This window comes from Acidobacteriota bacterium, assembly GCA_009861545.1.
Taxonomy (GTDB): Bacteria; Acidobacteriota; Vicinamibacteria; order Vicinamibacterales; family UBA8438; genus WTFV01.
In genome coordinates, this window is the sequence record VXME01000058.1 from 1 (window position 1) to 20,311 (window position 20,311).

Here is a 20,311-nt window from a genome sequence, read left to right on the forward strand (position 1 = left end):
CGCGGACGACGGCGACACGCTGGTGCTGTCGCTGATGGGTGACGACGGAGTTGAGAGCCGCGCCACCTGGCAGCGTCATCGCTAGTCCCTCCGGACTGGGTTCGTCGCGGTTCGAGGCCGGCGGGACGTGTTCCAGGGTCTCTGTTTTGACCGTCTACTCCATCTTCCAGAACGCGACGCCGCCTGCCTGCTTGCCGACGTCGACGGCGCCGACCCGCTCCGCCGTCGGCACGTGGTAGATCTCGACCGTGCCGGGGTCGCTGCCGACCCCCTCGAGCGTGACGAACGCGTACCGGCCGTCCGGCGTGATGGCCACGCCATGGGGAATGGTGCGGGTGGTGGGCGCCCGCGCCCGCTCGACGCCGCTGCCGAGATCCCAGAAGCCCACCGCGTCGTCTCCCTTGTAGGTGGCGATCAGGGTCGATCCGTCCGGGGTCACGTCGAGGTTGTAGGGACCGGCCCCGGTCTCGAACGTGCGCAGAATGCGCCAGGATCGGAGGTCCACCTCGAACACCCTGGCGACGTTGTTGCCGGTCACGTAGGCGATTCCTTCCGCGGTCGGCGTCGTCACCCAGGTCGGCTGTACCCCTTCACCGAGCGGCAGGCGGCGCGCGATCTCGAAGCCGAGGGCATCCAGCTCGACGAGGTCGCCGCCCATCATGTTGACCGAGTAGTGCCGCGTGCCGTCGCGGCTGAGGCGCGAGCCGTGGGGCATGACGCCGGTGTCGATGCGCGCCACCTCGGCCATCGTCTCGACCTCGACGGCCGAGATGCTGCTCGGCTCCATCCGGCCGTGCAGGTTGAAGTTCACGACGAACATCAGGCCGGTGGCCGGCGATACGTCGAGCGTCGCGGGGAACAATCCGAGCGTCACGTCCCCCACCCATGCATCCGTGCCCGTCTCGTACTTGTGGACGCTGCCGAAGGGCAGCCCGTGGGCGATGGAGACGTACCAGTGGCGGCCGTCCGGATCGACGGTGATGCCATGCGGGCCCTCGATCTCGTTGGGATAGCTCCCCACCCCGATCGTCTTGACGACCTCTGCGCCGCCGGGCCCGTAACGCACGAGCGCCACCTCGTCCTCCGACTCGGCGCACACGTAGACGTAGTAGCTGCGCTCCGGCGACTCCGGCGGCGCTGCTGCCGCGGGCACTCGCGCCTCCCGCGAACCGAGCAGGGCCAGCAGCGTGAGCGAAACCGCCACCGCGCCGATCGTCCGCGTCCCCACGTGCATGCTCCCGTCTGCGTGTCCCGCCGCGCCTGACTCCTACTGCGGCTCGCCGATGACCCGGCCCGGACCGGTCTTCTCCTCGAGGCGCACGGCCCAAAGCCCGCTGTTGTAGTCGGTGAAGAAGATGTGCCCCTTGTAGGGCTGCGGACCCCAGACGAACGGTGCGTTGGGAGCGAATCCGTCGGGCTCGAACGGCACGAATCGCGCGATCTCCCGGCCCTGCCGGTAGAGGTCGCCCATCAGCTCCCCGGACACGTCGACCACGCGCAGGCCGCCCGGGTAGTAGTAGCCGACGTAGAGAATGTCGTCCTCCACCCAGATGTTGTGCGAACCCGCCTCGGGCACCTGGTAGCGCGCCACCTCCTGCGGATTGTCCCAGTCGCTCCAGTCGATGACGTGGATCCAGCCCGCGGTCCGAAACGGCAACTGCGCATCCTCGGCGGCGTTCGCCAGCCCGCCGTAGGGATAGGCCTCGTCGCCGGCGAAGAGGTAGAACTTGCCGGTCGACTGGCTGCGGTAGGGGAAGGCAGCGTGGTTCCAGCCGTTGGGATACGCGTAGCGCCCCAGCTCGACCGGCCGCTCCGGCGTTCCGCCCCGACCGCCCCCGCCGACGTCGACGGCCACCACGCCGTCCGTCCAGTTCGACGAGAACGCAATGCCGTCGCTGACCCAGACGTCGTGCACGCTGTGCCCCTGCGTCTCGAGCTCGAAACGCCCCACCCGCTCCGGATTACGCGGATCCTCGATGCTCACGATGTCGTAGCGACGCCCGGCGCTGAGCGCGTACACATGATGCCCGTCCACGAAGACGTTGTGGACCCCGCCGGTCAGTTGATTGGTGAACTCCGACAGCACCGGAACCCCTTCGCGCGGATTGCCGGCGCCGAGCACGACGAAGCCGTTGCGCCGGTTCGAGGCGCCCTCGCGACCGATCACGGCCAGCTCGCCGTCGGCAGAGACCTTGACGTCGTTCACGGTCCTGGCATCGACCTGCACCTCGTTGACCTTCTCGATGTTGGCCGGATCGGTCACGTCCCAGAAGTAGGTGTGTCCGTCGGCGCCCCAGGTCCCGGTGAGGGCGTAGTCCCGGCCGTCGGTTCCCTCCCAGACCCAGAGGTCCGACGAGCGGCGGTCGAGCACCTTGCCGCGTCCGACCACCTCCACGTCCCGCGCCACGTCCCGCGGCTCGATGGAAACCGTCCGGGCAGCCGTATGCGTGCCCGCGGTCGCGATCACGGTGTAGGTCCCGGAACGTTCCGCGACGAAACGGCCGTCGGCGGCGATGTGCGCCGGGGCCCCGGCGGCGACGATGGCGGGGGCGGTCTCACCGCCGACCGCGAACCGCACCGGCACACCGGGCACGGGACGCCCCTGCGCATCGGCCGCGACGGCAGTGAAGCGCAGCACGTCCCCCGTGCGCGCCGCGTCGGCGCCGACCTCCAGCACCAGCGAGGAAACCGGATTGTCCTCGACCTCTATCGTCAGCGCGTCGCTCTCGGTGTCGACCGACGCGGTCACCGTGACCCTTCCGGCCTCACGCAGAGTCAGGAATCCGAACCGGTCGATGGACGCAACGGCCGCGTCACTGGTGGCGAACATGACCGGCACGTCTTCCCGGCGGGCGCCTGCCGTGTCCGTCACGGCCACCTGCAGGCGCGGCTGGGTCCCGGCGTAGAACACCGACGGGACCCTGGAGAAAGCGACTTCCGAGATCGGCGGCAGAGGCACCGTCACCGGAATCTCCACCCGCGCGCGCGCATCGGGTCGCCGGCTCCTGTCGCCCGGGTTGGTCGGAACGAGAGCGATCAGCGTGAACTCGCCGGGGCGGTACGCCTCGACGCGGCCCGTGCGGGTCACGCTCACGCTGCGCCGCGCGCGCGAGTAGAAGACGACGGTCGCGTCGTCCACGACGGCGCCGCCGGCGTCCCGGACGGTCGCGGACAACTGCGCCGCCTCCCCTATCTCCAGGCGCAGGGCGCCCGGATCGACTTCGATGCGCAGCCCGGCCGGCGTATCGCCGCCCTGCCCGCGGACCATCAATGCGGCGCACGCGAGCAGGAGGAAGACGCATGACAAAGAACGCGCCAACCGTACTCCCCAGCGCCGAGGCCGCGCATCCACGTGTCCGATCCGGGCCCCTGCCGCGAGTCCTTCGTCACTGCCCACCTGCCACCCCTTCCCTGACTGCTAACGGCTCCACTGCCACCGTCGGCCTGAACGGCCGGCCCCGCGTACCGGTCGCAAGGACTGCCTCATTGTATCGCCGCTGCCCGCCGGGAAGGCAGGATGCAGAATCTGCAACGGTCCGGGCCGTCAGGATGGCGGAAACTGCTGCTGCGCAGCCGAAAAGGGCGAAAGTCTAGAACAACATAAACTGCTTCATATAATGAATTTATATGGATTTCTAAACTGACTTTCGCTTGACACTCGTCTGGCACGATCCTAGAATACGTTTCGTGACATGCAAGCCCGCCCTATCGAACAGAATGGAGAATCCATGTCGAATCCGGAACGGATAGCCCGCGAACGCTCGAAAGCCGTCGAGATCGCGGTCGGGCAGATCGAGAAGCAGTTCGGCAAGGGAGCGATCATGCGCCTGGGCGCGCAGGGCGCGGTGTCGGCCGTCCCGAGCATTTCCACCGGATCGATCAGCATCGATTACGCGCTCGGCATCGGCGGCGTGCCGCGCGGCCGCGTCGTCGAGGTCTACGGCCCCGAGTCGTCCGGCAAGACCACCCTGGCGCTGCAGGTCATCGCACAAGCCCAGCGCGTCGGGGGCAACGCGGCGTTCGTCGACGCGGAGCACGCGCTGGATCCGATATACGCGCGGAAGCTCGGGGTGCAGCTCGACAACCTGCTCGTCTCGCAGCCGGACCACGGGGAACAGGCGCTGGAGATCGTCGAGACGCTGATTCGCTCGGGCGCCATCGACGTGGTGGTCGTCGACTCGGTCGCGGCGCTGGTGCCGCGGGCGGAAATCGAGGGCGAGATGGGCGAGGCGCAGGTCGGGCTGCAGGCCCGCCTGATGTCGCAGGCGCTGCGCAAGCTGACCGGCGTGGTGGCCAAGTCGCGAACCTGTCTCCTGTTCATCAATCAGCTCCGCGAGAAGATCGGCGTGATGTTCGGCAACCCGGAAACGACGACCGGCGGCCGGGCGCTGAAGTTCTACTCGTCCGTCCGCGTGGACATCCGCCGCATAGGGGCCATCAAGGACGCCGACCGCGTGATCGGGGGGCGTACGCGGGTGAAGGTGGTCAAGAACAAGCTGGCGCCGCCGTTTCGCGTGGCGGAGTTCGACATCATGTACGGCGAAGGGATTTCACGCGAGGGCGATCTGCTTGATCTGGCGGTCGAGCGGCGCATCGTCGAGAAGAGCGGCGCGTGGTTCTCCTATGGCGGCGAGCGACTCGGGCAGGGCCGCGAGAACGTGAAGACGCTCCTGCGCGAGAAGGCGGATCTGTTCGGGAGCATGGAAGCCGAGGTGCGCAAGGCGCTCGGACTGGCGACCGAGGCCGGCGCCCGGCCCACGCCCGTGGCCGAGAGCGCTACGGCCTAGGGCAGCGCTCAGGGCGCGGTTCGTGGCGCCGCCGCACTCGACGGCGGCGCGACCGAGCCAAGGATGAACACGCGCTCGCCCGGGTGTATCAGGCCGAACTCGCGGCGGGCGATCTCCTCGATGAAGGTCGGGTCTTCGCGAAGCCGCCGAACCTGCTCGCGCAACGTCTCGTTCTCGCCCTTCATGTCGGCGATGCGCTCGGCGAGGCGCGCCTGTTGACGGCTGGCCATTCGCGTGGCCAGCAGACCGCTCTCGCCGACGAGCGCATTCGCCACCAGCGCACACGTGGCGAACAGCAGCAGATAGCCGACGGCGCGCCCGCCGGGACGCCGCGCTCGAACCGTTCGCGCCGGTGCAGGCGCATCGGAATCCACGATACGTCCTGACGATACACGAAAAGGCCGTGCGATGGACAGACGAGCCGGAGCGCCGCCGGCCCCGGCTGCCCTGTCAAGGAGAGGACGGGTACTCCATGGTGAACGGATCCGGCAGCGGTATGCCGGCAATCTCGCCGGCGGCGAGTCCCGGCAGGGTTACGTCCGGATTGTCCGGGTCGCCGGCCTCGATCGTCGAGCGATCACCGACCACCAGCATGACAAGCCGTTCCGGATCGAGGTACTCGCGCGCCACGCGCAGCACGTCGTCGCCGCTGACGCTGCTGATCCGATCCCGGTAGGCCACGAGATACGCCGGGTCGCGCCCCGTGTATTCGTCGTTCGCGAACAGGCCCGCCGTCGACGCGGCGCTCGAGAAACTGCGGCTGAAGGTCTCGACGAACGACGCCTTCGACGTGCGGAGCTCCGCTTCGGTCACCGGCTCGGAACGGATACGCTCGATTTCCTCCAGCACGATCGCCGCGGCGCGCGCCACCGTCTCGCTCCGCGACTGGAAGCTGACCCGGAAGGCGCCGGGAAAGTACGTGCCGAACCCGTACGACGAGTAGGCGCTGTAGGCGAGCCCTTCGTCCGACCGGATGCGGGTCAGCAGGCGCGCCGCGAAGCCGCCACCGCCGAGGATGTCGTTCATCACCATCAGCGCGTAGCGGTCCGGGTTGTCGCGCATCGCGCCGAGATGTCCGATGACGACGCGCCCCTGGTTCACGTCGTCCTTGTCGACGACGTAGACGCCGGGTCGAATCTCGTGATCCGGCGCCGGCACCGGCGTGGAAACCGGCTTGCGGGCCGGCCAGTCGGCCAGGCGGCCCTCCAGCCGGGCCAGGAAGTCGGCCGGCTCGACGTCGCCGGACACCGCGAAGATGAAGTTGCCCGGATGGTAGTACTCGCGGTGGAAGGCGACCAGGTCGTCACGCGTGATCGCATCGATGCTCGCCCGCGTCGACGGGGTCGTCGTGAAGTGCCCGCCGCCCCGCAGCAGCCTGCGCCACTCGCGGACCTCGATGCTCTGCGTGCTGTCGTTGCGCCGCTCCATCTGCTGGAGAACCTGGCTCTTGGCGAGGTCGAGACGGTCCTGATCGAAGCGCGGCCGCCGCAGCATGTCGAAGAACAGGTCGAGCGAGGCGTCGAGGTCCTTCGTCAGAGAGTTGACGCCGGCGCGGCCCGAGGTGTCGCCGATGCCGCTCGACAGCTCCGCGGCCAGGAACGCCGCTTCCTCGTCGAATTCCACAGGTCCCAGCGCACCCGCGCCGCCGGCGCGCATCTGGCTGCCGGTCAGGGCTGCGAGGCCGGCCTTATCGGCGGGCTCGAGATAGGCGCCGGTCCGCACCGTCACGGAGACCGACACCAGCGGCAGAGCCCGATCCGGCACGATGAAGACGACCGAGCCGTTCGACAGCTCGTGGCGATGCGCCGCCGCGTCCGGCGGATCGAACGCCAGATCCTCGAACACCAGGTCACGCGGGTGCGCCGGGATCGGCTGGGCCAGGGCCGGCGGGACGGCCAGGCCTGCAAACACCACGCCCATCCAGCACCACACTGCGAATCGTCGCGCCCCCGTCACCGCGCACCTCCCAACTCTTCGATCCGTTGCCGAACGAGCGCGACCAGCGCCTCGGCCATGTCCCGGTTCTCCGGCGGGACCTGCCCGACCATCTGCTCCGCCTGCGCCAGGAACTGATTGAGCTGATCCTCCGGCATCTGCCCGAGCATCGCGCGCACCTGGCGGATCTGCTGCCGCTCGTCGTCGCTCAACCCCGCCAGGAGGGGATCCTCCTCGGTCTGTGTGCTCTCGTCGCGGTAGTAGACCGCCACCGCGCGCGTCTCGGGCGTGAAGTACCTGTTCGCCACCCGCATGACGTCGGCGGCGGTGACCGCGTCGTAGAGGGCCGGATCGGTATTGATGTGCTCCCAGCCGCGATTCCCCTCGCGGATGAGAAGCTGCATCATGAGTCCGAAGTTGCTGCGGAGGCCCCGGAAGGTGTCCGCGGCGTTCTGGTTCTTGACCTTCTGCAGCTCGCGCTCGCCGACCGGCTCGGTCTTCATTTTCTCCAGCTCGGCGTAGATGGCCTGCTCGACCTCTTCCGGCGTCCTTCCCTGCCGGGCCGTGCCGCGCAACTCGAACATCCCCTCGAACTGGAAGCCCGCCTGTCCGCCGGAGGCCCTCGTGGCCACCGCCTGCTCCTCGACCAGGGAACGATAGAGGCGTCCCGTCCGACCGCTCAACAACTGTCCCAGCACGACCAGCGCCGGCTCGTCCACATGTCCGTCGCGCACCGAGTGGTACCGGACGACGACCTGCGGGTTCGTGTCGGCATACGCGATCATCCGCTTCTCGGCGAGCTGCGGCATCTCGCGCGTGCGCGGTTGAAGAGGCGGGCGGGCTCCGCGCTCGAGCCGGCCGAAGTAACGCTCGGCCAGCTCGATCGCCGCGTCGGGGTCGAAATCGCCGACCAGCGCCGCGGCCAGGTTGTTCGGGGCGTAGTACGTGTCGAAGAATCCCAGCGCCTCGTCCCGGGTGATGCCCTCGAGATCGCTGGGCCAGCCGATCACCGGCCAGCCGTACGGCGACGACTGCCAGAACATCGCCTCGAACTGCTCCTGGAACTTGCCGATCGGCGTGCTGTCCGTGCGCAGCCGCCGTTCCTCGTGCACCACGCTGCGCTCGGCGTAGAACTCCCGGAACACCGGGTTCGCCAGCCGGTCGCTCTCCATCCAGAACCACAGCTCCAGCTTGTTGGCGGGAACGTTGATGAAGTAGATGGTGAAGTCGTAGCTCGTGCCGGCGTTCATGCCCGAGCCGCCCTCGGCCGTGTAGATGCGGCTGAAGTCCTCCTTGATGAGCAGGTCGCTCTGCCGGGCGAGCAGCGTCTCGAACTCGTCGAGCAGCTCCTGGTGGCGCGTACTGCGCACGGCGGGATCGGCCGGGTCCTCGATCTCGCCGAGCTGGTGCCGGCGATCCAGCTCCACCTCGGCGGCCTGGATCTCGGCCCGCAACGCGTCGAGCTGCTCGATGATCTGCAGGTCCTGCTCGATGTCCCGGGTCCCGATCGTCTGCGTCCCCTTGAACATCATGTGCTCGAAGAGGTGCGCAACGCCGGTGATCCCGGGCCGCTCGTACACGGAGCCGACCTTGGCCACCCAGCCGGCCGCAACGTTCGGATCACCGGGCCGCGGAACCAGCAGCAGGGTCAGGCCGTTGTCGAGCCGATGCTCGATCACGTCGACCTGCTGCGCGCCGGCCGACCCGGCCAGCACCAGGACGACCGGAAGAACCCACCAGGATATCTGTCTCATCGGATGCCTCGCCACGTCGTACAGGGGAGACCGGCGCCGGGGGACTCCGGCTTTCCGGCCATTACCGACGGTACACCAGTCCCGACGAAGACGCCAAGCACGGCCGGCGCGCGCCTTGCGCGGCGTGCGCGCCGTGCAGTATCTTGGTATTTCCTGCCGGGTTCCGCGCCCGCCTGCGTGCCGAGGTAGCTCAGTCGGTAGAGCACATGACTGAAAATCATGGTGTCGCCAGTTCGATTCTGGCCCTCGGCACCACCTTCAAGTTACTGATTCTCGGGCAGTAATAGGAACACGGCACTTCCGGCGGCTTCTCGGCCAGCCGAGTTGCCCTTCCCGGCAAACTGGATGTTGCACCCGGTTCCGGCGAATGACGGCCCGCGGCTCCGCCCCCCCGCATTGCGGGCAACGGAGCACCAGGGTAGAGTCGAGACGACGGGCACCGTCCGGGTGACCGAGCAAAGGCTGCCATGCGAATCCCGGCGGCGGGGAACGGACAACCGAGCGAACAGCAGATGCGCGCCCAGGGCTGGGGAGCCTACGAGCGCCTCCTGCCGGCGGCGCGGCTCTCGAACGCGGAAATCGACGAAGAAACCGTGAGGACGATCGCGACCAGGCGCAACCGGAACGGCGAGCCCGAAAGCCCTACGGTACGAGCGCGGCTGTGCAGCGCGACCTGCGGTTGGAAGACACCGGCCACCGAAGCCGAATTCTACCGGGCCCTGCGAGCGGAAGAGCCGGACAGCCGGCAGAGGAACATTCTGGATGCGTGGGCGACCGAAGCCACCCCGGAAGAGATATTCCGGGCCTGGGCCGAGGGTGCCTACACCCCGCGCACGCTGGCCGCGGCCCTGCATCGTGCAGGCCTGCAGGTATGCAAGGCGGCCAGGTTCCTCAACAACTTCGACCAGGAGCCCGCAGGATGGACGAGACCGAGCGGTTGAGGCTGCCGGCGCATGCGGGAGCACTGTGGCGCACAACGCGCGAGATCACGCGCCGGGGAATCGCCGAACTGACAGGGGAAAGCGGGAGCTACACGATCGGGGGCGGAACGATCCTGGCGGCGAGGTGGAAACACCGCAGCAGCAGCGACATCGACATCGTCGTCGCAGAGGAAACGAGGCCGGGAAGCGTCCTGGCACGGCCGGACAGCAGCTTCAGGAACGGAATCGAGACCTTGCGCGGAACCGTAGCGCCCAGGGCGCGCGGGAAACTGGTGACGGCTGGATGGGCGGACCAGAAAATCGATATCTGGGCGACCACGCCGATGCCGGCCAGCGGAGCGGCAGCGGCGATCGTCGACGGGAACATCGAAACGGTGCTATCGACGATCCAGATCCTGCGCGGGAAACTGGAGCGAGGCGAAGACTGTCTGGTACGGGACGTGTACGACGTACTGCGGGCCAGTGAACTCGACCGCGGGAGCCTGGTTGCGGCCGCCAACGGCGCCGGCCGCAGGTGGGCGAGGACCATAGCCGGAATATGGCAGGCGGCGAAAACGAGAATCGGCGCCCGGGCAGAGACGCTCGACACCGTCGAAGCACTGGAACGGCCGGAACGACTGGGCGCCGACGCGGCCGACGCAATCAGAAAGGCCATCTACACGAGACTGGAGGTCGGGGTGGACAGAGGCCGGATCCTGGTGAGTGCCACGACGGGCTTCGGCGACGAGAAAGCGCGAACGATCGCCGGAGTCAGCGACGAGGCTTTCGAGCGACTCGGACTCAACGGGTACCTGGCCCACCAGCGACCCGACGGAAGACGCGTTCGAGAGCGCGCCGAAGAAGCACGCCGGGAGTTGGGCAAGTACACGCGAATCTACAGCGAAGAGAACGGCCAGGTAACGGCGTGGCACGGCGATGTCCCACCTGCGGGGCAGCGGGACAAGTGAGTTGAATCACGCGTGGTCCAACCCTTCGACCCTGGCCAACTTCCTCAGGGTCGCCAAGGCGACCAGAGCGAGTGCGCCGTCGAGGTCGATGTCGACGAGCATGATCGGCTGCGGCGCATCACGGACGATGCGGTCGGGGGCCGGAACTCGCCTGTCGGCTCCGGGTCAACGGCGTTTCCGTCCCAGCCTGCCCACGTGACGGCGCAGGCGCCGCCACGTGGGCAGGAGCGTGGTTGCGCTCACCACCGTGCCGCCGATGCTCAGCACGATGACGACCGCATCCCAGAGCGGGCGTTCGTAGTAGAGAAACGGGAAGTCGAGGCTGTGCAGCCCCTGGTACAGCCAGCGCAACTGCCGCCGGCTGTCGTCGGTCCGCAGCGCGATCCCGCCGCGAGCCGGATCCAGATAGAGCCAGGTCCGATCCGAATCCTCGTAGCGGACCCGCAGCACCGGAAGCGACCGCGTCCCCCGGGAATCGTAGTAGTGGGCGTCGAACTCGTGCAGCCATACCGCGTCCCGAACCGGCACGCCGGGCATCGCGAGCTTCGCGAGCTCGACCAGCGACTCGCCCTTCAGATGCCTCTCGCCGAACGCGCGGAACGCCCCGTTATCCGGCCGAGCGGCGGATACGTAGCGCTGCTCGAGCACGGGCCGCGGCGTCCGCGGCATCAGGCCGATCCGCATCCACTGCACGGCCTCCTCGTTCGAGGGCGCCCGATGGCCATGCCAATACGGTTCGCCCCGGACCTGAACGGCATCGAGCTCCTTGAGCGCGCCGGCCTTCCCGAAGGCCCTTTCGACCTCCGCCGCGGCCGCCCGCAGATTGGCCAGCGTCATCAGGTCGACGCGCAGCGGCCCGCCGGTGAACACCTCGCGCTGCTCGCGCGAGACGCGCGGAGACTGAAACCAGTCGAACGGCCCCACCGAGAGCAGACCGCTGTACGCCCAGGTGAAGGTGATGACACCGAAGAACAGGCCGGCATAGTGATGCCACTTCATCAGGCCGACGTACGGCGACGGCACCGGGACATCGCGCATCCGCAGACGGAACCGCCGAATCGGAGAGTAGCGCCAGACGCCCCAGACCAGGCCGGTGAGGCACATCACGCAGCCGAGGAGCGACGACCAGATGATGAACTCCAGCCAGACCGATCCGTGCTTGCGTAGCGGCGTGAAGTAGACCCAGTGGGTGACCGGTCCCAGGTATCCCCAGAAGCGCTCGCTCCACGTGGTGCGCAGCACCACGTCGCCGGTGACCGACGACACGTACAACCGCGTGTCGTCCGCATCGTCGAGCGCAAAGCGGTGCATCGGCATCTGCCCGCGGGCCTGCAGCGTCCACTGATCGGGCTCGGTGAGGTAGCCGTCGTAGTGCAACGGGCCGTCGTAGCCCGGGGCGTAGCGACGGGCGATGGACTCGGCCTCGGCTCGACCGACGTACGTGAACATCTCCCCCGTGTCGGCGAAGACGATCTGCGCGCTGCTGAATGCGCCGCCGCGGCGGGAGCTGCCGAAGCGGTAGACCGGCCGGTCGTCGAGCATGCCGAGCCGGACGCGGTCGACGCCGATTGCCGCTGGCCGCGGCGTCGCGTCCTTGCCCGCAGCCGGCGTCGACTCGGCGAGGGCCTTGTCATCAGGGGCGAGGCCGGCTGCCTGTGCGGCCTCGAACGGCGATAGGGTCACGCTGGCGAGGTCGAGGGCGGGCGAGCGCGCGAGGCGCTCCTCGTTCGCCATTCCCGGCATGCGGGCGTACATCATCACCACGCCCGACACGAACCAGGCGACGAAGAGCACGCCGCCGGCTATCCCGAGCCACCGGTGGAGGTAGACGATCCACCGTCGCCAGTCGAGCCACCGCTTGAGCGACCGCAGCATGTTCAATTCGTGCGGATCCGTACGGTGGCCATGACGTTGAACGGCTCGCCCGGATAGAGCTGCCGGCTGCCGAGCGACGATTGCCAGTACGCCGTGTTGGTCACGTTGGTCAGGTTGAGCGCGTACTGCGCCCGGCCCCTCGTGTACGACACGCCCAGGCTGAGGCGCTCGTAGCCGTTGAACTCGACGGTCTCGGAGTCGTTCAGGAACTGGCTCGAAATATACTGGCCGGCGCCCATGACCGCGAGCCCGTTCGGCCAGAGGTACGACGTGGAGAAGGTCACCGTGTGCCGGGGCGACCGCCGGGGCGTGTTGCCCGAGAGCACGGCGCCTCTCGACGTCGTGTAGTCGAGGAAGCTGGCCGCGGTGAAGCCGTAGCCGACGTCGAGCAGCCAATCGGGGGTGACGTTGCCCCGCAGCTCCGTCTCGAAGCCGCGCGCGCGCAGGCTGCCGATCTGCTCGTAAATCCCCGCACCGAGCGAACGCGTCAGGTTCCGCTTCTGGATCTGGAACACGGCGTTGCTCAACTGCAGACGTTCCCCCAGGAAGCGGACGCGCTGACCGGCCTCGTACTGCACCCCGTATTCCGGATCGAGCGGCGTGCCGTCCACGTTCACGTCGTACTGCGGCTGGAACGACGTGGAGTTCTGCAGGTAGAGATCGTACGCCGGCGCCGCCTGGTAGACCAGCCCCACGCGGTGGCTGAAATCCTGGAACTCGCCCTCGTTGAGGGGACCCTCCGACTCCACTCCGTTCTCCACGGGGTTCCGGTGGGTCGTGCGGTCGAAGATGTCGAAGCGCCCGCCGACGACCACCTTCAGGGTGGGCGCGAGCGTCAGCGTATCCTGCAGGAACAGCCCGGAGGAGTGGGCCGTCTGGTAGTCGTAACGCGTCACCGGGAAGGAGCCGATATCGACGTTCGCGTGGGTCTCGACGGGATTGAACAGGTCGATCGGAGTCGTGTTGAAGTTGGCCCCGCCGCGCCGATCCGTCCGGTTCGGGTAGAACTGATAGTCCCATCCCGCCAGCACGTCGTGCTCGATGCCGGTCGAGAAGCTTGCGCTCAGCTCGGCCTGATTGACGAGCGAGCGACGGTGGTGGAAGAAGTACAGGAAGCCCCGGTTCACCTGGCTGGGCGGGGTCACGTCCAGAAACTCCGCGACGAAGTACTCGTCGTCGAAGCGACGGAACCCGAGCGTGTCGCGGAAGACGACATTGTCGCCGAGGACCTGCGAGTAGCTGACGCGCAGGTTCTGGTCGATCGCCGACCCGAAATCCTGCGGCGTGTTGTAGCGGCTGGACGGCGACACGTTGGGAATCGATGCGCTGTCGTCGCCGCTGATGGCCCTGGTCAGCGGATCGCCGATGATGCCGCGCTCGGCGCTCGGCATGAACCCGCCGTCGAGCGGCACCAGCGGGATGCCGCTGTCGCCGCTGACGCGGTTGCGATCGACGAAGTAGCGCAGCTCGAGCTGCGCCGAGTTCGATGCCCGCCACGTCAACGACGGCGTCACGTTGAGTCGCCTGGACGGATCCTGCCGATAGTTGGTGGCCGACTCGCCGGCGGTGTCGAAACGGTAGAAGAGCGTGTCGCTCAGGCGTCCGCCCGCGCCGAACGTCCCCCGGTAGGTGTCCCAGCGCCCGAGGGCCAGCGAGGCGTCGTAGGCGGGATCGGGGGTCGGCTTCTTCAGGACGATGTTCACGGTGCCGCCGAGCGCGCCCGTGCCGTACAGCACGGACGCCGGTCCCTTGAGGACCTCGACGCGTTCGACGTTCGCAAGCTGGGTGGTGACGCGGTTCCCCTCGTTGCGAATCCCGTCCACCATCTGCACGTTCTCTCTGAAGCCCCGGAACGTGAAGTACTGGTAGACGCCGTAGTTCGTGTACGCGTTGACGTTGGGCACGTGCTGCAGCGCGGTGACGACATCGTTGATGGCGTGCGTCTCCAGGTACTCCCGGTTCAGGGTGTTCACCGTCAGTGGCTGGTCGCGCAGCGGCGCTTCGACCCGCCCGATCGTCGGCGCGACGGCGGTACCCAGTACGGTGATCTCTTCACGGACGGTCGCAACCTGCAGCCTCGCTTCGACGGTCCGGTCGCCAGCGGCTATCGTGATCGTCTGCGCGTGGAGATCGAAACCCTGGGCGGCGATCTCCAGACGGTACTCCCGGTGATGCCGGTCCGCCGCTCGCCGGAACCGACGTGAATCAGAACGACCGGCGCGCCGACGACGGCGCCCCCGTCCGAATCGACTGCGCGTGCGACGAGCGAAGCATCCTGCGCCGCGGCTGGCGTGACTAGCGCCAGCAACAATCCAACTGCCGCGCCCGAAATCATGAAGGCCCTCACCTCAACCCCTTTCCGGCTTCATGTTCGGCGGAAGCCGTTACGCCGGAAGACCCTACGGCGGGCGCCGAGCCGAAACAACTTAAGAGTTGCTGAAATCCTCTTCAGCAACTCTTAAGATGCTGTCCGGTGGTAGCGCGATTTGGCGCCGGCTTTCCAGGAACGCCATACTCTTTCACCCCGTTTCTGTCCGTCCTCCTGGTCGCCTCCGCATCGTTCACTCCGCCTATCGATACGTTGCCGCAACCGGATCGCGCGGCGTGCGCCTTAAGATTTCCTGAAAAGCGAACTACCGGGAAGTAATGAACGCCCCGGGTCTTGACCTGGGTCGCACTCGGAGCCATAATGCCGGCGTCTCCCCGAGAAATCGGGCTTGTAAGGCTGCCATCGGAGGTAGCAGTCCCCGGTTGGTGATGACAAGCTGACGGGGGACACACAACGGGTGGCTCTGCGACGCTTTGGGGGCGCAGAGCCACCTTCTTTTTTTGCTCACGCCCGGATCAGTCGCAAGACCCGCACGCAAGGCATGCGGCCTGCGGATACACAAGCGCGCGAACGGTAACGCACGCGTCAGAGTGTCGGTTGCAAGCGCACCGCGAACTGCAACGACCGCCGTACCTCTTTCCGACGAGGGCCGAAGACGAAGTGCCGGGTATCCGGAACTCGATACCAACCCGACCCCGATAAGCGCCTGAAAGGAACAAGCGTTCGAAACCGAACGCGGAACCGAGTCGTCGCGACTTCGAGCTTGCGAAAAACGAACCCAACTATCCGAAGAATCCCACCCAGAGGCTGGCAACGGCACCGACCGCGGCGGCAACTCGGATGGGGGCAACCGCCTGCGGGGAGTAGGTGAGGAGCAACGCCGCCGCAACCGCGGTAACCGTCACCACGCCCGGGAACGCCACGGCCGCCATCGCCGGTCCCCACGCGCGGGCCGTCGCCGCCGCACTCGCGGCCAGCAGTATCCAGCCGGCCGACCGGTCCGCTCGCCGGCGCCGGCTGCTCGGCTCGCGGCCGTACACCCGGCGGTGGTGGCGGGTCTGGCTCAGGCCCAGGGTCGCCAACCCGGCGTAGCTCAGCGCGAACGCGGCCAGCGTCATCCCGCGGCGTCCTCCGGATACGGGGCCCCCGCCGCAACGACCGCGGGCGCGTCGCGCCGTGGGCGGTCGTTCGCCGCCACCCCGGCCGCCGTCGCGGGCGCATGACGGTGCAGGTACACCGCGGCCGCCGCGAAGCCGAGTCCGGCCGCGAGCGCGACGAGATCGAAGCCGGCCACCTCCCACGCGCCGGCGGGTATCGAGGCCGCCAGGTGCCGGTCTGTCGTAGCCGCGTTCAAGGCAGGCAGTGCACCATAGGCGACTGCGGCCAGCCCGAGCTGATCGGTCCAGGCGTGACGGGCCGGCCGCAGCCAGGGCAAGGCCAGCATCGCCAGCCACACGATGAACAGGACGTGGATCTCCCACGCCGCCCGGTCCGCCATCCCGACCGGCAGCAGCCGGTTCGCCCAGAAGTACGCCGCAATGCCGATCGGCAATCCCACGATCGTACCGACGTTGAGACGCTCCACCACCCGGATGGCGGGGGGCAACGGACCCGCGGCCGCCGCTCTGGCCTTCCGCTTCGCCGTCCACAGCACCAGCCCCGTGCCGATCATCGCCGTGCCCAGCAACCCTGAAAGAAAATAGAGCCAGCGCAGCACGGGTCCCGCGAAGAGTCCCTCGTGCAGGGCGAGCAGCGCGTCGTTCACCGCCATCGGTCCGGTGCGCCGGTCGAAGCGCTCGAGCAACCCGCCGGTGGCGCCGTCGAAGACCATGCGCCCGCCGTTGCTGACCGCATCGACGTGGTTGCGCGTGAAAACGACCCGCGCGTTGCGGTCGCCCGGGTTGTAGACGGACACCACCCGCAGCGGCGTTTCGCCCCAGTGGCGCTCCGCCGTCTCGTACATGGAGGCCAGCGGGGCCCGCGGGGCCGCCACGTGCGCCGGCTCCGGAATCGGCGGGTTGCGGAAGGCCTCGTCGAAGAACCGGTCGCGCTGGTCGCGCCCGTAGGTCGTATCCAGCACCGGGGACATGTAGGTGAAGACGAAGAAGACCAGGCCGCTGTACGTAAGCACGAGATGAAACGGCAGGGCGGTCACGCTGAGCACGTTGTGGACGTCGAGCCACGAGCGCTGCCCCTGCCCGGGACGAAACGTAAAGAAGTCCGCAAAGAACTTCTTGTGCGTGATGACGCCGGAGAGAATGGCCACCAGCATCAGCATCGAGCAGATGCCGACGAGCCACCGCGCCGCGGAACGCGGCAGGTAGTGCAGCGTGTAGTGAAGCTGATAGAGCGTCTGGCCGCCCGCGGTCGCTCGCGCCTCGAACGGTGCCCCGGTGCGGGGATCGAGCGCCTCGCTCCGGCGGCCCGAGGCGCCCCCGGGGCCGCTCCAGGAGATGGTGACGTTGGGCACGTCGTGCCCGCTCGGCGGGAAGATCGTCCATCGCGACGCCCGCGGCGCCACCCGCTCGAGTCGTGCCAGCCCCATGGCCAAACCGTCCATCTGCGAAGGGGCCGGCAGCGCGAGCGGCGTCTCCGGCCGCATCCACCGGTCTATCTCGCTGTCGAAATAGCCCAGCGTGCCAGTGAGGAACACGAAGAAGAGGACCCATCCCACCGGAAGCCCGGTCCACGTGTGCAGCCACGCCATCGACTGGCGCAATCCGCCGTTCATGACACGCCCGACCTCCCGAGCAGGGCCAGACTCCCGAACGCCGCGCTGGTCAGCAGGATGCCGAGCCACGCCCGCCGCGCCGAGCGCGCCGCGAAGACCCAAACGACGGCTGCTGCGTAGACGAGATAGGTCAGCAGGATGCCGGTCATCACCGCGTCGCCGCGTGACATCGGCAGGATCTGCGCGAGGCCGAGCGCGACGGCGTTGGCCGCGGCGTAGCCGCCGACGACCGCGGCCAGCACCCGCGAGAGGACGTGGCGGCTCATGCTCGTGGAGCGTCTCACCACGCCGGCGAGTCTATTGAATGAGAAGCGCCCTCAATCTGAAGAGTTTCTGAAGACTCCCTGAAGCGGCGGGGAACGCTGTTGGCCGCATGGACCTCTCACCGTTGCTGTCGGTCCATCAGCGGCCGAGCGCACGGCGGACCCGCTTGATGCCGAGCCACAGGCCGATACCGCTGGACGCCAGCCCGCCGAACATGAGAGCGATCAGACCGATGTCCCATAGCGGCCGTCGTTGATACCAGAAGGCGAAGTCCAGGCTGTGCAAGCCGTTGAACAGCCAGCGCTCCAGACGGCTGTAGCGGTGAACGGTCCCCACGATCCGGTTCACCGCCGGGTCCACGTAGATCCAGGTCCGCATCGGGTCGGCGAACCGGATGCGAATCACCGGCAGCGGGGGGCGGTCGACGCCGCGGCCGTAGTAGTAGCTGTCGTACGACTCGAGCTGCGTCGCCCCGGCCAACGGGATGGCGGGCAGCGCCGCACGCAGGCGCTCCACCAGCGTCTGCGTGTCGAACGGCCCGCGCCGCGGCTGCAGCGTGTTCGCAGCGACAACCAACCGATCATGCCCGCTCGGGTCAACGGAGGCTACCCGGTTGCGGCTCATGCGCACTTCGTAGTGCGCCTCGCCGTCGATCCGCAACAACGTGACCTCCTTCACCTCCCGCCCGGCGGTCGCCTGCTCCCACGCTGCGGTGTCCGTCGGTGGAAAGTCGGCCAACACGAGCGGTCCCCCACCGACTGCCGCCGATGAAACATGGAGACCCTCCGCCGTCATCCACGCGAACGGCTGGACCGACAGCATGCCGCTGAAGACCCATGTCAACGTCGCGAGTCCGAAGGCGACGCCGGTGAGGTAGTGCCAGCGGAGCCAGCCGCCGTACGGAATGCGCGGTTGTGCGCGCTGTGCCCGCCTCCACCGAAACTGCGTCACCCCGAGCAGCAGCCCGGTGATCGCGATCAGACAGCCGATCGCCGAGGTCCAGACGATGACCGCTTCCCACAGCGGGCGGTCGATCCTGAGTGCCGGAAGATAGAACCAGTGCGGGATCGCACCGATCCAGGCGAGCGCCCTGCTTCGGCGCGTCGTCACCATCGCCACCGCGGCCGTCCGCTGTTCGACGTACACCTCGGTCCCGGCGCGGTCCGACACCCGCACCTTGTGTGCCGGCAGGAACTGTTGTGCAATCAGCATCCACTGATCCGGCTCCTCCACGAGCCGGTCGTGCGTTATCGCCGACGCCGGTGCGCCGGTGAACCGCGAAGCTACCTCCCGGGCCTCGTCCGGTCCGAGTGGTGAGAGTCGCTCGCCGGTGTCGGCAAAGACGGTGACACCGTCGAAGCGGTATGCCGGCCGTCCCATCACCGCCAACAGCTTCGCCCGGGCCGGCGGTTGCGTGACCCTGCCGCGCTCGGCGGCTGCCGCCGGCGTCAGGTGCACCCTTGAGAGATCGAGTGCCGCCCGGTGCTCGATACGCGCCGTCGGCGTCAGCTCCGGCATGCCGCCGGTGTACATCATCACGACGCCGGAGAGGAACCAGAGCACGAACAGCGGGCTGAGGGGAATCCCGACGTAGCGGTGCGTCCAGATCAACCAGCGCCGCAGCAGCACTTCGCTTCGCTCCGTTCTGCGGCACAGGTCCTGGAAGCCCGTCCGGGGCATGACCGAGTACGTCCGCGGGCGCCCGGCATCAGCGTGTTGGCGTAAAAGAACGACGGAGCCTGCGCCGGGTTTGGCGGCGCTAGCGTTGCGTCCTGCGGTCCATGTGCAGGCTGAATGCGAGGTCGCTGCCCGTCACGCTGACCGAAAGGCGCATCCCCGGCGGATCCGGGCGTTCGAAGACCAACCGGTAGCGCCTCGACACCTCGCCGTAGTGCTCGTTCATGCGCTCCGCGAGTTGCGGCAGCACGCGCTCGTACCCGGTCGGAGCCACGAAGGTCTCGACGCTGCCGCCGGTGTTCTCCACCAGGCTCAGGGCGTACTGGGGCAACCGCTGCTGGGCCCGAACCCCTCCGCGCGTAGCCAGCATCACCGCGTGGATCGTGACCCCGTTGGCGATCAGCGGATTCAGCAGATCGGCGTACCGGTTGTCGTTGTAGCTCCCACTCGTCTCCGTGCCGTCCGTGAGCACCAGCACCATGACCGGAAACGCGTCGTCCTCCTCGAAGCGGCGGTCCCACGTCTCCCGCACGCCGTCGAGCAACCGCGCCCCCGCGCCGCGGTCGGGGAAGAGAAGGCCGACGCCGTCCTTCAATTCCGCGCGATCCGTCGTGAAATCGACCCGCTGCTGGACGCTGCGGCCGATCGTCACCAGGGAAATCTCGTGCCCCGGCGCCAGCGTATCGAGAAACCCGTCGAGTCCGGCGCGGAGCGGATTGAGTGCGCTCGTCTCCATGAGGCGGTCGCCGTTGTCGATCAGCACGGCTATCTTCATCGGCGCCGCGTCGAGATTGGCCGAGACGATCCCGGCCGAACGACCGTCCTCGGAGACCTCGAAGGCGTCAGGAGCGAGGTTCAGCACCGGCTCCCCCGTCGACCGGCGGGTAACCTCGACGAACACCTGTCCCAGCGTCTGGGCCGGCGCGAGCGAAGGCACCAGTCCGGCGAGCACGACGAACAAGACGAAACGAAACGACATGGGTCAGCTCCCCCTGGCTACCGCAAGCGTCCCGCGGGGCGCGCGCGCCCCGCGGACAAAGGAACCCGCCGCGCGGACAACGGAACGCGCGG

The 20,311-nt window shown here is 68.1% G+C and carries 15 protein-coding genes and 1 tRNA gene; 4 read left to right on the top strand and 12 right to left on the bottom strand.

Annotated elements, in window-relative coordinates; translation table 11 throughout:
- Nucleotides 1-154: 154 nt before the first annotated feature.
- Complete coding sequence (locus F4X11_08690) at nt 155-1,228, bottom strand: YncE family protein (protein MYN65091.1); 1,074 nt, start codon at nt 1,226-1,228, stop codon at nt 155-157.
- Nucleotides 1,229-1,267: 39 nt separating this feature from the next.
- Complete coding sequence (locus tag F4X11_08695; GenBank protein MYN65092.1) at nt 1,268-3,319, bottom strand: hypothetical protein; 2,052 nt, start codon at nt 3,317-3,319, stop codon at nt 1,268-1,270.
- Between the two features lie 427 nt (nt 3,320-3,746).
- Here F4X11_08695 and recA point away from each other — a divergent pair, with 427 nt between their 5' ends.
- Nucleotides 3,747-4,787 (top strand): recombinase RecA, encoded by a 1,041-nt coding sequence (gene recA, locus F4X11_08700; GenBank protein MYN65093.1) that lies wholly within the window; start codon nt 3,747-3,749, stop codon nt 4,785-4,787.
- 8 nt (nt 4,788-4,795) lie between these two features.
- On the opposite strand, the gene F4X11_08705 is transcribed toward recA, so the two are convergent.
- Genes F4X11_08705 through F4X11_08715 form a run of 3 tightly spaced genes read right to left on the bottom strand, consistent with a single transcriptional unit; the run spans nt 4,796 to nt 8,476 of the window.
- The gene (locus F4X11_08705) at nt 4,796-5,293 is read right to left on the bottom strand and encodes a septum formation initiator family protein (protein MYN65094.1); all 498 of its coding nucleotides are present in this window, start codon (nt 5,291-5,293) and stop codon (nt 4,796-4,798) included.
- Entirely contained in the window at nt 5,238-6,719 is a 1,482-nt protein-coding gene (locus F4X11_08710) for an insulinase family protein (GenBank protein MYN65095.1), read from the bottom strand. The genes F4X11_08705 and F4X11_08710 overlap by 56 nt, the downstream gene beginning before the upstream one ends.
- A 20-nt stretch (nt 6,720-6,739) precedes the next feature.
- Nucleotides 6,740-8,476 carry an insulinase family protein gene (locus tag F4X11_08715; GenBank protein ID MYN65096.1) on the bottom strand — a complete coding sequence of 579 codons (1,737 nt, stop codon included), beginning with the start codon at nt 8,474-8,476 and terminating at the stop codon, nt 6,740-6,742.
- A 179-nt stretch (nt 8,477-8,655) separates the two neighbouring features.
- On the opposite strand from F4X11_08715, the gene F4X11_08720 reads away from it, so the two are divergent.
- The 3 genes from F4X11_08720 to F4X11_08730 all read left to right on the top strand — a co-directional run bounded on the left by F4X11_08720 (nt 8,656) and on the right by F4X11_08730 (nt 10,364).
- Nucleotides 8,656-8,731 (top strand) — tRNA-Phe (locus F4X11_08720).
- Between the two features lie 212 nt (nt 8,732-8,943).
- Nucleotides 8,944-9,417 (top strand): hypothetical protein, encoded by a 474-nt coding sequence (locus tag F4X11_08725; protein MYN65097.1) that lies wholly within the window; start codon nt 8,944-8,946, stop codon nt 9,415-9,417.
- On the top strand, nt 9,396-10,364 hold the full coding sequence (locus tag F4X11_08730; GenBank protein ID MYN65098.1) for a hypothetical protein: 969 nt from the start codon (nt 9,396-9,398) through the stop codon (nt 10,362-10,364). Before F4X11_08725 ends, F4X11_08730 begins: the two co-directional genes overlap by 22 nt.
- Nucleotides 10,365-10,529: 165 nt before the next feature.
- Here the strand turns inward: F4X11_08730 and F4X11_08735 are convergent, their stop codons facing one another.
- The 7 genes from F4X11_08735 to F4X11_08765 form a co-directional block, all read right to left on the bottom strand.
- Nucleotides 10,530-12,239: a hypothetical protein gene (locus tag F4X11_08735; GenBank protein MYN65099.1), complete on the bottom strand. Its 1,710-nt coding sequence runs from the start codon at nt 12,237-12,239 to the stop codon at nt 10,530-10,532.
- Between the two features lie 2 nt (nt 12,240-12,241).
- Entirely contained in the window at nt 12,242-14,551 is a 2,310-nt protein-coding gene (locus F4X11_08740; GenBank protein ID MYN65100.1) for a TonB-dependent siderophore receptor, read from the bottom strand.
- A 799-nt stretch (nt 14,552-15,350) separates the two neighbouring features.
- Nucleotides 15,351-15,686, bottom strand: coding sequence for a DUF3325 domain-containing protein (locus F4X11_08745; GenBank protein MYN65101.1), 336 nt, complete (start codon nt 15,684-15,686; stop codon nt 15,351-15,353).
- Nucleotides 15,683-17,299 (bottom strand): PepSY domain-containing protein, encoded by a 1,617-nt coding sequence (locus tag F4X11_08750; protein MYN65102.1) that lies wholly within the window; start codon nt 17,297-17,299, stop codon nt 15,683-15,685. The genes F4X11_08745 and F4X11_08750 overlap by 4 nt, the downstream gene beginning before the upstream one ends.
- Entirely contained in the window at nt 17,296-17,565 is a 270-nt protein-coding gene (locus F4X11_08755; GenBank protein MYN65103.1) for a DUF3649 domain-containing protein, read from the bottom strand. Before F4X11_08755 ends, F4X11_08750 begins: the two co-directional genes overlap by 4 nt.
- A 136-nt stretch (nt 17,566-17,701) precedes the next feature.
- Nucleotides 17,702-19,243 (bottom strand): PepSY domain-containing protein, encoded by a 1,542-nt coding sequence (locus F4X11_08760; GenBank protein MYN65104.1) that lies wholly within the window; start codon nt 19,241-19,243, stop codon nt 17,702-17,704.
- 79 nt (nt 19,244-19,322) lie between these two features.
- Nucleotides 19,323-20,219 carry a hypothetical protein gene (locus F4X11_08765; GenBank protein MYN65105.1) on the bottom strand — a complete coding sequence of 299 codons (897 nt, stop codon included), beginning with the start codon at nt 20,217-20,219 and terminating at the stop codon, nt 19,323-19,325.
- Between the last annotated feature and the right edge of the window lie 92 nt (nt 20,220-20,311).